Origin of the sequence: Streptomyces sp. NPDC006711 (genome assembly GCF_042869775.1) — a bacterium.
In the GTDB taxonomy this organism is placed as follows: Bacteria; Actinomycetota; Actinomycetes; order Streptomycetales; family Streptomycetaceae; genus Streptomyces.
The window spans coordinates 77,649-91,653 of record NZ_JBIAGO010000008.1 but is presented as its reverse complement, the minus strand read 5'-3'; the positions used below and the strand labels follow the sequence as shown (position 1 = coordinate 91,653).

The following is a 14,005-nucleotide window of genomic DNA, read 5'->3' as shown; positions in this document are numbered from 1 at the left end:
GCGCCCTCTAGTACGCCACCCCCACCCCCTGCTTGACCGTGGCCGGGTCGTCCAGGCAGGCCAGCATGGCGTGCGCCACATCGGCCCGCGCGATGGTCCGCGCGGCTCGGGGGGTGCCGCCGACGACGCGGCGGTAGACCCCGGTCAGGGGCTTGTCGGTGAGCTTGGGCGGGCGTACGGAGGTCCAGTCCGTGGCGGAGGCCGCCAACGCGGCCTCCATGGCGCGCAGATCGGCGTACACGTCCTTCAGGATCGCGCTGATCATGGACCGCATGCCCCGGTCGAGCAGGCCGTCGCCGGGTGCCTCGGGCCCGACCGGCGCGGCGCTCACGACGACCAGGCGGCGTGTCCCCTCGGCCTCCATCGCGCCCAGCACCGCCTGGGTGAGCCGGGTCGTGATGCCGGCGTCGGACCGCTTGCGGGCGCCCAGGCCCGACAGCACCGCGTCGCGGCCCGCGACCGCCTCGCGCAGGGGGGCCGGGTCGGTCAGGTCGGCGCGGAAGACCGTGAGGCCCGTGCCGAGGCCCGTGCCGGTGGCGGCGAACCTGGCCGGGTCGCGGACGACCGCCGTGACGTCGTGCCCCGCCGCAAGGGCCTGCGTGACGATTTCCTGGCCGATGCCGCCGGTGGCACCGAAAACCGTGAGCCTCATGGCGTCACTCCACTCCTTGGATGGGTAAGCGTTCACTCACCCCCTAGAGTGAGTAAGTACTCACCCACCCGTCAAGTCCCGATGGAGCGCCCATGCAGTCGTCGCCGTCGCCATCGCCGTCGCCCTCGCCTTCGCAGTCCTCGCGCCCGACCGCGCCCGCCCGCGTCCGCATCGTCGACGCCGCGCACGAGCTGATGCGCACCATCGGGCTCGCCCGCGCCACGACGAAGGAGATCGCCAAGGCGGCGGGGTGTTCGGAGGCGGCGCTCTACAAGCACTTCGCGAGCAAGGAGGACCTGTTCGTCGCGGTCCTCAAGGAGCGGCTGCCCCGGCTCGGGCCGCTGATCGAGGGGCTGGCCGAGGCGCCCGGCGAGCGCACAGTGGAGGAGAACCTGACCGAGATCGCCCGGCAGGCGGCGCTGTTCTACGCGGAGAGCTTCCCGATCGCGGCGTCCCTGTACGCGGACCCCCAGCTCAAACGCCGCCACGACGAGGCGCTGCGGGAGCTGGGGGCGGGGCCGCACATGCCGATCGAGTGGGTCGACGCGTATCTCCGTGCGGAGCGGGGGGCGGGGCGGGTCGGGGCGGACGCGGATACGTATGCGGCGGCGTGCCTGCTGCTCGGCGCGTGCGCGCAGCGGGCGTTCGCGTACGACATGACCCCGTCCGGGGTGGGCCCCCGTGGCCTGGAGGAATTCGCGCGGTCGGTCGCACGGACGGTCATACGTGGCATCGCTTGACCCGCGCGGTTTCCTGCGGCCCTGGGGTATCCGGTGCCGGCCGGGGTGGCGGGCTTGGCCGGGGTGTTGCGCAGTTCCCCGCGCCCCTGAGTGGCTGGTGCTGGCCGGTGCGACAGCCCTGACCCAACCCCGCGCGGTTCCCCGCGCCCCTGAGTGGCCGGTGCTGGCCGGTGCGACAGCCCTGACCCAACCCCGCGCAGTTCCCCGCGCCCCTGAGTGGCCGGTGCTGGCCGGTGCTACAGCCCTGAGCCAACCCCGCGCAGTTCCCCGCGCCCCTGAGTGGCCGGTGCCGGCCGGTGCTACAGCCCTGAGCCAACCCCGCGCAGTTCCCCGCGTCCCTGGGGGGTTCGGGGCTGGCCGGGGTGGCGGGGTGGGGCGTACCCCGGGTCTGGGTGGAGCTCAGGGTGACTACGCGGCCTGCCCGGCCGGCCGCGCCCACCCCCGCCCCGGCGTCACGACGACAGCCACTGATCGACCCCGGCCAGAAGCTTCTCCTGGACGTCACCAGGCGCGGCCGACCCACGGATCGACTGCCGCGCCAACTCCGCCAGCTCCACGTCGTCGAACCCGTGGTGGCGACGCGCGATCTCGTACTGCGCCGCCAAGCGCGAACCGAAGAGCAGAGGATCGTCCGCACCCAGCGCCATCGGAACACCGGCGTCGAACAGGACCCGCAACGGCACGTCCTCGGGCTTCTCATAGACACCGAGGGCGACGTTGGACGCGGGGCACACCTCGCAGGTGACACCCTTCTCGGCGAGGCGGCGCAGCAGACGCGGATCCTCCGCCGCCCGCACCCCGTGCCCCACGCGCCGCGCCCGCAGATCGTCGAGACAGTCCCGCACGGACGACGGCCCGGACAGCTCGCCCCCGTGCGGAGCCGCGAGCAGCCCGCCCTCGCGCGCGATGGCGAAGGCACGGTCGAAGTCCCTTGCCATGCCCCGGCGTTCGTCGTTGGACAGGCCGAATCCGACCACCCCGCGATCGGCGTAGCGGACCGCGAGCCGGGCCAGGGTGCGCGCGTCCAGAGGGTGCTTCATACGGTTCGCCGCGACCACGACCCGCATGCCGAGCCCGGTCTCGCGCGACGCCGCGCCGACCGCGTCCAGGATGATCTCCAGGGCCGGGATGAGCCCGCCGAGCAGCGGAGCGTACGAGGTGGGGTCCACCTGGATCTCCAGCCAGCCGGAACCGTCCTTGACGTCCTCCTCGGCGGCCTCGCGCACCAGGCGCTGAATGTCCTCGGGCGAGCGCAGACACGACCGGGCCGCGTCGTACAGGCGCTGGAAGCGGAACCAGCCCCGCTCGTCGGTGGCCCGCAGCTTCGGAGGCTCCGCGCCGGTCAGCGCGTCGGGCAGCCGCACGCCGTACTTGTCGGCGAGCTCAAGCAGGGTGGCGGGCCGCATCGACCCCGTGAAGTGCAGATGCAGATGGGCCTTCGGCAGATCTCGTACGTCGCGAACGTGCTCCATCCCAAGATCCTGCCGCACGCCTCACCGCACCGGTAGGCCTTTCCCTGAAGGTGGACTCGCTCGTACACAAAAACGGGGCTCACCCACGATTTCCGTAGGTGAGCCCCGGAGCGGAGTGGACCCTAGTCCTTGGCCTCCGCCAGCAGCTTCTGGATCCGCGAGACACCCTCGACCAGGTCCTCGTCGCCGAGCGCGTACGACAGCCGCAGGTAGCCCGGGGTGCCGAAGGCCTCGCCGGGGACGACCGCGACCTCGGCCTCGTCCAGGATGAGCGCCGCGAGCTCCGCGGAGGTCGCCGGGCGCTTGCCGCGGATCTCCTTGCCGAGCAGGCCCTTCACCGACGGATAGGCGTAGAACGCGCCCTCCGGCGTCGGGCAGACGACGCCCTCGATCTCGCTCAGCATGCGCACCATCGTCTGGCGCCGCCGGTCGAACGCCTCGCGCATTTTCGCGACCGCGTCCAGGTTCCCGGTGACGGCGGCGAGCGCGGCGACCTGCGCCACATTGCTCACGTTGGACGTGGCGTGCGACTGGAGGTTGGTGGCCGCCTTCACGACGTCCTTCGGACCGATGATCCACCCGACCCGCCAGCCGGTCATCGCGTAGGTCTTGGCGACGCCGTTGACGACGACGCACCGGTCGCGCAGCTCGGGCAGGATCGCGGGCAGCGAGGTGAACGTGGCGCTGCCGTAGACCAGGTGCTCGTAGATCTCGTCGGACATGACCCACAGGCCGTGCTCGACGGCCCAGCGTCCGATCGCCTCGGCCTCGGACTCGCTGTAGACCGCGCCCGTGGGGTTGGAGGGGGAGACGAACAGCACGACCTTCGTGCGCTCGGTGCGGGCCGCCTCCAGCTGCTCCACCGACACCCGGTACCCGGTCGTCTCGTCGGCCACGACCTCCACCGGGACACCGCCCGCCAGGCGGATCGACTCGGGGTAGGTCGTCCAGTACGGGGCCGGCACGATGACCTCGTCACCCGGGTCGAGGATCGCCGCGAACGCCTCGTAGATCGCCTGCTTGCCGCCGTTGGTCACCAGGACCTGCGAGGCGTCGACCTCGTAGCCCGAGTCGCGCAGCGTCTTGGCGGCGATCGCCGCCTTGAGCTCGGGCAGCCCGCCGGCCGGGGTGTACCGGTGGTACTTCGGGTTGCGGCAGGCCTCGACGGCGGCGTCGACGACGTAGTCGGGCGTCGGGAAGTCGGGCTCACCCGCGCCGAAGCCGATCACCGGGCGCCCGGCGGCCTTGAGGGCCTTGGCCTTGGCGTCGACGGCGAGGGTCGCGGACTCGGAGATCGCGCCGACGCGCGCGGAGACCCGGCGCTCGGTGGGGGAGGAAGGCGGGGGAGTTGCAGCGCTCATACCGGCCATGGTCCCAGACCCGCCCCGAGGGGGGCACGCGCGTTTCACGGACCGGTCAGCATGTGGACAGGCGTCCGACAGCGGCGACGGACGGCGGCGGGCCGACGGCGTTCGCGGGGAAGCTGTTCGACGCCGGGCCGCCGACCACGTACACTCACTGCCTGTTGGCCCTCACCGACCACACCACCACATGCGGTAGGTTGGGGGGAACCACAAAGGGTCGTAGCTCAATTGGTAGAGCACTGGTCTCCAAAACCAGCGGTTGGGGGTTCAAGTCCCTCCGGCCCTGCTACACACACCTTCGCCAGGTTGTGTGCGCATGTACGTACTTCAATGCACCGCCGTGCGGCTCCACCGGGCGCGGCACGGCCATGACCCGGAATCAGGTGAGTAGCGTGACGGACGCCGTGGGCTCCATCGACATGCCTGATGCCCAGGACGAGGCAGCGGAGTCCAAGGATTCGAAGAAGAAGGCCCGCAAGGGCGGTAAGCGCGGAAAGAAGGGCCCTCTGGGCCGTCTCGCGCTCTTCTACCGGCAGGTCGTCGCCGAACTCCGTAAAGTTGTCTGGCCGACACGCAGCCAGCTGACGACGTACACCTCCGTGGTGATCGTGTTCGTCGTCATCATGATTGGCATCGTGACGTTGATTGACTCCGGCTTCTCGCAGGTAGTCAAGTACGTCTTCGGCTGATCCGCGAAGGGCGCCCCTTTTGGCGCCCCTTTCGCATGTTCCACCGCCATCTGTAGCCAGGAAGAAGCAGCCACCGTGTCTGACCCGAACCTGAACGACGCCATCGAGTCGGTCGAGTCCGTCGAGGACGAGCTCGACATCGTCGAGGCGGCCGACGAGGACGAGGCCGAGGCTGCCGACGCCGCTGCGGGCGAAGCGGCCGAAGAGGCTGCCCTGCACGTCGAGTCCGACGACGCCGAGGCCGCCGACGCCGACGCCGAGGCCAACGACGCTGAGGCCGATGAGGCCGAGGCCGTCGAGGCGAGCGCCGCCGCCGACTCCGACGAGGACACCGACTCCCACGAGGACGACGCCGCCGAGTCGGACGAGGAGTCCGCCGACGAGGACGAGTCCGCCGCCGACGAGGCCGAGGAGCCGGCGGAGCCCGCCGCCCCGGTCGACCCGGTCGAGGCCCTGCGCCAGGAGCTCCGCTTCCTGCCCGGCGAGTGGTACGTCATCCACACGTACGCCGGTTACGAGAAGCGCGTGAAGGCCAACCTCGAACAGCGTGCCGTCTCGCTGAACGTCGAGGAGTTCATCTACCAGGCCGAGGTCCCCGAAGAGGAGATCGTCCAGATCAAGAACGGCGAGCGCAAGAACGTCCGGCAGAACAAGCTGCCCGGTTACGTTCTCGTCCGCATGGATCTGACGAACGAGTCCTGGGGCGTCGTCCGCAACACCCCGGGTGTCACCGGCTTCGTGGGCAACGCCTACGACCCGTACCCGCTGACCCTGGACGAGATCGTCAAGATGCTCGCCCCCGAGGCCGAGGAGAAGGCCGCCCGCGAGGCCGCAGAGGCCGAGGGCAAGCCGGCTCCGCAGCGCAAGGTCGAGGTCCAGGTCCTGGACTTCGAGGTGGGCGACTCGGTCACCGTCACCGACGGCCCCTTCGCGACGCTCCAGGCGACCATCAACGAGATCAACGCCGACTCGAAGAAGGTCAAGGGTCTCGTCGAGATCTTCGGCCGCGAGACCCCGGTCGAGCTCAGCTTCGACCAGATCCAGAAGAACTGACGCCTCCGGGCGACGCCTTCGGGCACCGGCTTCTGGAACCCGCACTTCCGAGCAGGTCAGAAGGGCTCTCGCAGCCCCTCTGACCTGCTCGGTTTTTAGCCGCGCAGCTATACCCGTTATCGTTGTGCGGTATGCCTCCATCCGGTTGATCGGATGAAGGCGGTTCACTCTCACTAGGACCCGGAGAGAGCAATGCCTCCCAAGAAGAAGAAGGTCACGGGGCTTATCAAGCTCCAGATCAACGCCGGTGCGGCGAACCCGGCTCCGCCGGTCGGCCCCGCGCTCGGCCAGCACGGCGTCAACATCATGGAGTTCTGCAAGGCCTACAACGCCGCGACCGAGTCGCAGCGTGGCTGGGTGATCCCGGTGGAGATCACGGTCTACGAAGACCGCTCCTTCACCTTCATCACCAAGACGCCGCCGGCCGCGAAGATGATCCTCAAGGCCGCTGGTGTCGAGAAGGGCTCCGGCGAGCCCCACAAGACCAAGGTCGCGAAGATCACCGAGGCTCAGGTGCGCGAGATCGCCACGACGAAGCTCGCCGACCTGAACGCCAACGACCTCGACGCCGCGTCGAAGATCATCGCTGGCACCGCCCGTTCCATGGGCATCACGGTCGAGGGCTGATCTCAGCTCACCCCCGTTTGACCTCCAGTGGTAGGGCCAAGCGCTGGCCCGCACCACGACTCCATGCCTGAACACTTACAGGAGCAGAAGTGAAGCGCAGCAAGACTCTCCGCGCTGCGGACGCCAAGATCGACGCGGAGAAGCTGTACGCGCCGCTCGAGGCGGTCCGTCTCGCCAAGGAGACCTCCACGACCAAGTTCGACGCCACCGTCGAGGTCGCCTTCCGCCTGGGTGTCGACCCGCGCAAGGCCGACCAGATGGTCCGTGGCACCGTGAACCTCCCGCACGGCACCGGTAAGACCGCCCGGGTCCTGGTCTTCGCGACCGGCGACCGTGCCGAGGCCGCGCTTGCCGCGGGCGCCGACATCGTCGGCTCCGACGAGCTCATCGACGAGGTTTCGAAGGGCCGTCTGGACTTCGACGCCGTCGTCGCCACCCCGGACCTCATGGGCAAGGTCGGCCGCCTCGGCCGCGTGCTCGGTCCCCGTGGCCTGATGCCGAACCCGAAGACCGGTACGGTCACCCCCGACGTCGCCAAGGCGGTCGAGGACATCAAGGGCGGCAAGATCGAGTTCCGCGTCGACAAGCACTCGAACCTGCACTTCATCATCGGCAAGGTGTCCTTCGACGACACCAAGCTGGTGGAGAACTACGGTGCGGCTCTGGAGGAGATCCTCCGTCTGAAGCCGTCCGCCGCCAAGGGCCGGTACATCAAGAAGGCGACCCTCACCACCACGATGGGCCCCGGTATCACCCTGGACCAGAACCGCACCCGCAACCTCCTCGTCGAGGAGGACCCGGCCGCCGTCTGATCCCACGGATCACCGGCAGTCGCGGGTTCGCGTACGGAGACGTACGCACGTCCGTCCTGAGACCGGCCCCCGCACCTCGTCAGAGGCGCGGGGGCCGGTTTTTTGTGAGCGGGCTGTCAGTGCGCTGAGTTACTTTGGCAGAACAGTTCATCGATGGATCAATGGGGTGGGGACACATGAGCAGGACCGTCAAGCGCGCCGGTATTTCTTTGGCGGCGGTCGCGGTGCTGGTGGCGGGGGCCACCGCGTGCCAGAGCGGGGGGGACTCCAAGAAGGCCGACGGGGCGCCGAAGCAGGCCGCTCGGCAGGCGAGCCCCAAGGACGCGCGCACGGCGCTCCAGGCGGCGTACAAGAAGACGTCGGCGGCCAAGTCGGCCAAGGTCACCCTGAAGATGTCGATCTCGGGCGTGGCCACGGGCGTCCCTGGCGGCGGCAGTGGCGACATAGAGATGTCCGGCGTCCAGTCGTGGGACCCGGCCGCGATGGACATGACGATGAGCGGTTCCGCCTTCGCGAAGGCGGGTGAAGACGCGCCGGACAAGATCCGGATGGTCCAGCTCGACAACGTCATGTACATGGACATGGGTGCCGCGGCGGCCAAGGACATGGACGGCAAGCACTGGATGAAGATGGACCTCGGCGCCATGGCCGCGGGCGCCGGCCAGGGGGCCACCTCGTCGCTGGCAGGCGGCGCCCAGAAGCAGGACCCGTCCCAGCAGCTCGCGATCCTGACGGACTCGCCGAATGTGAAGCACCTCGGCACGGAGCAGATCGACGGCGCCCCGGCCGAGCACTACAAGGGCACCCTGACCATCGATGAGATGGCCGCCGGCAACCAGGCGCTGGACGGCATGTCCGCCCAGGACCGTCAGAAGCTCATCGACAGCGCGAAGAAGGCCGGCATCTCGGGCTACGACACCGAGCTCTGGCTGAACAAGGACGGCTACCCGGTCCAGATGAACGTCGGCATGACCATGCCGCAGGGCAAGTTGACCATGAGCGCGCACTACTCGGACTACGGCACCAAGGTTGCGGTCACCGCGCCGCCGGCCGGCGAGTCGTTCGACTTCGCCGACATGGTGAAGGGCGCGGGCGCGGGCCAGAGCGCCTGACGGAGCACGCCGGGCCGCAGGGCCGTTCGGGCGGATTTGCCTGACACGGACGACGTAACGTACGCTTTCCCAGAAGCCAAAGACCGCTGGTCGTTGCCGTGCCTTCATTCGAGGGGGCGGTGGCCGAAGGATCCGCTGGATGCGGACGACCCGCGCAGGTGACCGTGGAAAGTTCCCGGATGTCTCTCTTCTGAGTGCAGCTGGTTGAGCTACGCCCCGTGCGCCTGCGCCGGGGCGTTTCGTTTGTTCAGCCCCTTCTGAGCGGTCCTCATCACCCGGAAGGAGGCCGACGCTCTATGGCAAGGCCCGACAAGGCTGCCGCGGTAGCCGAGCTCGCGGACCAGTTCCGCAGCTCGAACGCCGCCGTGCTGACCGAGTACCGGGGTCTCACCGTGGCGCAGCTCAAGACGCTGCGTCGTTCGCTCGGTGAGAACGCCCAGTACGCCGTGGTGAAGAACACGCTGACCAAGATTGCGGCCAACGAGGCCGGGATCACTTCGCTGGACGACCAGTTCACTGGTCCGACGGCGGTTGCCTTCATCACCGGTGACCCGGTGGAGTCGGCGAAGGGTCTTCGTGACTTCGCCAAGGAGAACCCGAACCTGATCATCAAGGGCGGTGTCCTTGATGGCAAGGCGCTGTCCGCCGATGAGATCAAGAAGCTTGCGGACCTCGAGTCCCGCGAGGTTCTGCTCAGCAAGCTGGCCGGCGCGTTCAAGGGCAAGCAGTCGCAGACTGCCTCGCTCCTCCAGGCGCTGCCGTCGAAGTTCGTCCGCACCGCGGAAGCGCTTCGCGTCAAGCTCGCCGAGCAGGGCGGTGCCGAGTAATTCGGCTCGCGCATTGATCGCGGCCCTCTAGGGACGCGGTCGCAGCGGGCCGAACGTACGCCCGCCTACATGTACATCCGGCACCCGCCGAATTAGTGGAAGGATCGCCCATCATGGCGAAGCTCAGCCAGGAAGACCTGCTCGCCCAGTTCGAGGAGATGACCCTCATCGAGCTCTCCGAGTTCGTGAAGGCCTTCGAGGAGAAGTTCGACGTCACCGCCGCCGCGGCCGTCGCCGTCGCCGGCCCCGCGGGCCCGGGCGCCCCGGTCGAGGCCGCTGAGGAGCAGGACGAGTTCGACGTCATCCTCACCGGTGCCGGCGAGAAGAAGATCCAGGTCATCAAGGTCGTGCGCGAGCTGACCTCCCTGGGTCTGAAGGAGGCCAAGGACCTCGTCGACGGCGCCCCGAAGCCCGTCCTCGAGAAGGTCGCCAAGGAGGCCGCGGAGAAGGCCGCCGAGTCCCTCAAGGGCGCCGGCGCCTCCGTCGAGGTCAAGTAACACCTCGCGGGTCCGCACGGTCCCGCACCCGCCCGGCAGGCGCGCTCGCGCGCCGCTGGGCACCGCCAAGGGCGATCACCCATCCGGGTGGTCGCCCTTCGGCGTACCCGCGACGCGTGCCTTGCACGGGCCTCCTCGGGGAGTATGGTGATCTTCGCCGTCTGCTCGGCGAGACGCAGGCGCAGGCTCCGCGACGGCTCCCGCGGCATCTCCGGGGAGCGGAGGGGTCTTGACGAACCGCACGCAGCGCGCAATTCTCAGGACGCGTCGTCACAACGATCCGCATCCGAGGCATGGATCGACGGCGAAGAGGGCAGTACTAATCTGCGTCTGCGCGGCGCACGGCCGACCGAGGTACCGAGGTACTTGAGAAGAGCAACGCGGGTGTCGAAGAATCCGCCCTGGACATCAGTGAGCCGAGTGGCTACACTGACCCTTTGCGCTGCCTGTTAGCTGTCCCCTGCCCGTCACCAGGGACATGCCCTCGCTTGAGCACCTTGGATTGAACCGACCTGACCTGGCCTTTCCGGCCGAATCAGAAACGTCTCTCCCTGTGCCCACGTGGGACCGGTACGCGCGTAGTGAGTCCGAGCCCTCGGAAGGACCCCCTCTTGGCCGCCTCGCGCAACGCCTCGACCGCCAATACGAACAACGGCGCCAGCACCGCCCCGCTGCGCATCTCCTTTGCAAAGATCAAGGAACCCCTCGAGGTTCCGAACCTTCTTGCGCTGCAGACCGAGAGCTTTGACTGGCTGCTCGGCAATGCCGCTTGGAAGTCTCGCGTCGAGGCCGCTCTCGAGAGCGGGCAGGACGTCCCCACCAAGTCCGGTCTGGAGGAGATCTTCGAAGAGATCTCGCCGATCGAGGACTTCTCCGGGTCGATGTCCCTGACCTTCCGCGACCACCGCTTCGAGCCGCCGAAGAACTCGATCGACGAGTGCAAGGAGCGCGACTTCACGTTCGCGGCCCCGCTCTTCGTCACCGCGGAGTTCACCAACAACGAGACCGGCGAGATCAAGTCCCAGACGGTCTTCATGGGTGACTTCCCGCTCATGACCAACAAGGGCACCTTCGTCATCAACGGCACCGAGCGTGTCGTCGTGTCGCAGCTGGTCCGCTCGCCGGGTGTCTACTTCGACTCCAACATCGACAAGACGTCCGACAAGGACATCTTCACGGCCAAGATCATCCCGTCCCGGGGTGCCTGGCTCGAGATGGAGATCGACAAGCGCGACATGGTCGGTGTCCGCATCGACCGCAAGCGCAAGCAGTCCGTCACCGTCCTGCTCAAGGCTCTCGGTTGGACGACCGAGCAGATCCTCGAGGAGTTCGGCGAGTACGAGTCGATGCGCGCCACCCTGGAGAAGGACCACACCCAGGGCCAGGACGACGCGCTGCTCGACATCTACCGCAAGCTGCGCCCGGGCGAGCCGCCGACGCGCGAGGCCGCTCAGACGCTGCTCGAGAACCTCTACTTCAACCCCAAGCGCTACGACCTCGCCAAGGTCGGCCGCTACAAGGTGAACAAGAAGCTCGGCGCGGACGAGCCGCTTGACGCCGGCGTGCTCACCACCGACGACGTCATCGCGACCATCAAGTACCTGGTCAAGCTGCACGCCGGTGAGACCGAGACGGTCGGCGAGTCGGGCCGGAACATCGTCGTCGAGACCGACGACATCGACCACTTCGGCAACCGTCGTCTGCGTAACGTCGGCGAGCTCATCCAGAACCAGGTCCGCACGGGTCTGGCTCGTATGGAGCGCGTCGTGCGTGAGCGCATGACGACCCAGGACGTCGAGGCGATCACGCCGCAGACCCTGATCAACATTCGCCCGGTCGTGGCGTCGATCAAGGAATTCTTCGGCACCTCGCAGCTGTCGCAGTTCATGGACCAGAACAACCCGCTGTCGGGTCTCACCCACAAGCGCCGCCTGTCGGCGCTCGGCCCGGGTGGTCTCTCCCGTGAGCGGGCCGGCTTCGAGGTCCGTGACGTGCACCCCTCGCACTACGGCCGCATGTGCCCGATCGAGACCCCTGAAGGCCCGAACATCGGTCTGATCGGTTCGCTCGCCTCGTACGGCCGCGTCAACGCGTTCGGCTTCATCGAGACGCCGTACCGCAAGGTCGTCGACGGCCAGGTCACCGACGAGGTCGACTACGTCACCGCCGACGAGGAGGACCGCTTCGTCATCGCGCAGGCCAACGCCGCGCTCAGCGACGACATGCGGTTCACCGAGCCGCGCGTCCTGGTCCGCCGTCGTGGCGGCGAGGTCGACTACGTGCCCGGCACCGAGGTCGACTACATGGACGTCTCGCCGCGCCAGATGGTGTCGGTCGCGACGGCCATGATCCCCTTCCTCGAGCACGACGACGCCAACCGTGCCCTCATGGGCGCGAACATGATGCGTCAGGCCGTGCCGCTGATCACGTCCGAGGCGCCGCTCGTCGGCACCGGCATGGAGTACCGCTGCGCGGTCGACGCCGGTGACGTCATCAAGGCGGAGAAGGCGGGTGTCGTCCAGGAGGTCTCCGCGGACTACATCACCGTCGCCAACGACGACGGCACGTACACCACGTACCGGATCGCCAAGTTCGCCCGCTCCAACCAGGGCACCTCGGTCAACCAGAAGGTTGTCGTGGACGAGGGCGCCCGCGTGATCGAGGGCCAGGTCCTGGCCGACGGTCCCGCCACCCGCGAGGGTGAGATGGCGCTGGGCAAGAACCTGCTCGTGGCGTTCATGCCGTGGGAGGGTCACAACTACGAGGACGCGATCATCCTGTCGCAGCGCCTCGTGCAGGACGACGTCCTCTCCTCGATCCACATCGAGGAGCACGAGGTCGACGCCCGTGACACCAAGCTCGGCCCGGAGGAGATCACCCGGGACATCCCGAACGTCTCCGAGGAGGTCCTCGCCGACCTCGACGAGCGCGGCATCATCCGTATCGGTGCCGAGGTCGTCGCCGGCGACATCCTCGTCGGCAAGGTCACGCCCAAGGGTGAGACCGAGCTGACGCCGGAGGAGCGCCTGCTGCGCGCGATCTTCGGTGAGAAGGCCCGCGAGGTGCGTGACACCTCGCTGAAGGTGCCGCACGGCGAGATCGGCAAGGTCATCGGCGTCCGCGTCTTCGACCGTGAAGAGGGCGACGAGCTGCCGCCGGGTGTGAACCAGCTGGTTCGCGTCTACGTGGCGCAGAAGCGCAAGATCACGGACGGTGACAAGCTCGCCGGCCGTCACGGCAACAAGGGTGTCATCTCGAAGATCCTTCCGATCGAGGACATGCCGTTCCTCGAGGACGGCACTCCGGTCGACATCATCCTCAACCCGCTCGGCGTCCCGTCCCGAATGAACCCGGGACAGGTCCTGGAGATCCACCTCGGCTGGCTCGCCAGCCGCGGCTGGGACGTCTCCGGTCTCGCCGACGACTGGGCGCAGCGACTCCAGGCGATCGGCGCCGACCAGGTCGCCGCCGGCACCAACGTCGCCACCCCGGTCTTCGACGGCGCCCGCGAGGACGAGATCACCGGTCTCTTCGAGGCCACGATCCCCAACCGCGACGGCGACCGTCTGGTCCAGCCCTCGGGCAAGGCCAACCTGTTCGACGGCCGCTCCGGCGAGCCGTTCCCGGACCCGATCTCGGTCGGGTACATGTACATCCTGAAGCTGCACCACCTGGTCGACGACAAGCTGCACGCTCGCTCGACCGGTCCGTACTCGATGATCACCCAGCAGCCGCTGGGTGGTAAGGCCCAGTTCGGTGGCCAGCGCTTCGGTGAGATGGAGGTGTGGGCGCTGGAGGCATACGGCGCCGCGTACGCACTCCAGGAGCTGCTGACCATCAAGTCCGACGACGTGACCGGCCGTGTGAAGGTCTACGAGGCCATCGTCAAGGGCGAGAACATCCCTGAGCCCGGCATTCCCGAGTCCTTCAAGGTGCTCATCAAGGAAATGCAGTCGCTCTGCCTCAACGTGGAGGTGCTGTCCTCGGACGGCATGTCCATCGAGATGCGCGACACGGACGAGGACGTCTTCCGCGCTGCGGAGGAGCTCGGTATCGACCTGTCCCGGCGCGAGCCGAGCAGCGTCGAAGAGGTCTGACGGGTCTGACGGGGGCTCGCTAAGAGCCCCCGTCTTCCCCGGGACCCCCCTCAGACCATCTTG

The 14,005-nt window shown here is 68.3% G+C and carries 12 protein-coding genes and 1 tRNA gene; 10 read left to right on the top strand and 3 right to left on the bottom strand.

Annotated features, from left to right (window positions below; all coding sequences use genetic code 11):
• Positions 1-7: 7 nt before the first annotated feature.
• The gene (locus tag ACFYM2_RS18325) at positions 8-652 is read right to left on the bottom strand and encodes an NAD(P)-dependent oxidoreductase (protein ID WP_388837238.1); all 645 of its coding nucleotides are present in this window, start codon (positions 650-652) and stop codon (positions 8-10) included.
• Between the two features lie 92 nt (positions 653-744).
• Between ACFYM2_RS18325 and ACFYM2_RS18320 the strand changes: the two genes are divergently transcribed.
• Positions 745-1,392 (top strand): TetR/AcrR family transcriptional regulator, encoded by a 648-nt coding sequence (locus ACFYM2_RS18320; RefSeq protein ID WP_388837235.1) that lies wholly within the window; start codon positions 745-747, stop codon positions 1,390-1,392.
• Between the two features lie 452 nt (positions 1,393-1,844).
• Here the strand turns inward: ACFYM2_RS18320 and ACFYM2_RS18315 are convergent, their stop codons facing one another.
• Positions 1,845-2,864: an adenosine deaminase gene (locus ACFYM2_RS18315; protein ID WP_388837232.1), complete on the bottom strand. Its 1,020-nt coding sequence runs from the start codon at positions 2,862-2,864 to the stop codon at positions 1,845-1,847.
• 122 nt (positions 2,865-2,986) lie between these two features.
• Positions 2,987-4,225 carry a pyridoxal phosphate-dependent aminotransferase gene (locus tag ACFYM2_RS18310; RefSeq protein ID WP_388837229.1) on the bottom strand — a complete coding sequence of 413 codons (1,239 nt, stop codon included), beginning with the start codon at positions 4,223-4,225 and terminating at the stop codon, positions 2,987-2,989.
• Between the two features lie 216 nt (positions 4,226-4,441).
• Here ACFYM2_RS18310 and ACFYM2_RS18305 point away from each other — a divergent pair.
• The 9 genes from ACFYM2_RS18305 to rpoB all read left to right on the top strand — a co-directional run bounded on the left by ACFYM2_RS18305 (position 4,442) and on the right by rpoB (position 13,942).
• A tRNA-Trp gene (locus tag ACFYM2_RS18305) sits at positions 4,442-4,514 on the top strand.
• A gap of 106 nt (positions 4,515-4,620) precedes the next feature.
• Positions 4,621-4,917, top strand: coding sequence for a preprotein translocase subunit SecE (gene secE, locus ACFYM2_RS18300; protein ID WP_053731183.1), 297 nt, complete (start codon positions 4,621-4,623; stop codon positions 4,915-4,917).
• 75 nt (positions 4,918-4,992) lie between these two features.
• Entirely contained in the window at positions 4,993-5,970 is a 978-nt protein-coding gene (gene nusG / locus ACFYM2_RS18295) for a transcription termination/antitermination protein NusG (RefSeq protein WP_388837226.1), read from the top strand.
• Between the two features lie 192 nt (positions 5,971-6,162).
• Positions 6,163-6,597, top strand: a complete 435-nt coding sequence (gene rplK, locus ACFYM2_RS18290) for a 50S ribosomal protein L11 (RefSeq protein WP_053731185.1) — start codon at positions 6,163-6,165, stop codon at positions 6,595-6,597.
• Positions 6,598-6,686: 89 nt separating this feature from the next.
• Entirely contained in the window at positions 6,687-7,409 is a 723-nt protein-coding gene (gene rplA, locus ACFYM2_RS18285) for a 50S ribosomal protein L1 (RefSeq protein WP_359000895.1), read from the top strand.
• Between the two features lie 176 nt (positions 7,410-7,585).
• Entirely contained in the window at positions 7,586-8,521 is a 936-nt protein-coding gene (locus ACFYM2_RS18280) for a hypothetical protein (RefSeq protein ID WP_359000892.1), read from the top strand.
• Between the two features lie 296 nt (positions 8,522-8,817).
• A complete protein-coding gene (rplJ, locus tag ACFYM2_RS18275) occupies positions 8,818-9,348 on the top strand; it encodes a 50S ribosomal protein L10 (protein ID WP_359000889.1) in 531 nt (176 codons plus the stop codon).
• A 113-nt stretch (positions 9,349-9,461) separates the two neighbouring features.
• Entirely contained in the window at positions 9,462-9,845 is a 384-nt protein-coding gene (gene rplL / locus ACFYM2_RS18270) for a 50S ribosomal protein L7/L12 (RefSeq protein WP_350232126.1), read from the top strand.
• A 611-nt stretch (positions 9,846-10,456) separates the two neighbouring features.
• Positions 10,457-13,942 carry a DNA-directed RNA polymerase subunit beta gene (rpoB, locus tag ACFYM2_RS18265; RefSeq protein ID WP_350232127.1) on the top strand — a complete coding sequence of 1,162 codons (3,486 nt, stop codon included), beginning with the start codon at positions 10,457-10,459 and terminating at the stop codon, positions 13,940-13,942.
• Positions 13,943-14,005 lie beyond the last annotated feature (63 nt).

Coding starts and splice junctions, on each gene's coding strand:
- ACFYM2_RS18325 (WP_388837238.1), bottom strand. CDS start 652: ATGAGGCTCACGGTTTTCGGTGCCACCGGCGGCATCGGCCAGGAAATC.
- ACFYM2_RS18320 (WP_388837235.1), top strand. CDS start 745: ATGCAGTCGTCGCCGTCGCCATCGCCGTCGCCCTCGCCTTCGCAGTCC.
- ACFYM2_RS18315 (WP_388837232.1), bottom strand. CDS start 2,864: ATGGAGCACGTTCGCGACGTACGAGATCTGCCGAAGGCCCATCTGCAT.
- ACFYM2_RS18310 (WP_388837229.1), bottom strand. CDS start 4,225: ATGAGCGCTGCAACTCCCCCGCCTTCCTCCCCCACCGAGCGCCGGGTC.
- rplK (WP_053731185.1), top strand. CDS start 6,163: ATGCCTCCCAAGAAGAAGAAGGTCACGGGGCTTATCAAGCTCCAGATC.
- ACFYM2_RS18280 (WP_359000892.1), top strand. CDS start 7,586: ATGAGCAGGACCGTCAAGCGCGCCGGTATTTCTTTGGCGGCGGTCGCG.
- rplJ (WP_359000889.1), top strand. CDS start 8,818: ATGGCAAGGCCCGACAAGGCTGCCGCGGTAGCCGAGCTCGCGGACCAG.
- rplL (WP_350232126.1), top strand. CDS start 9,462: ATGGCGAAGCTCAGCCAGGAAGACCTGCTCGCCCAGTTCGAGGAGATG.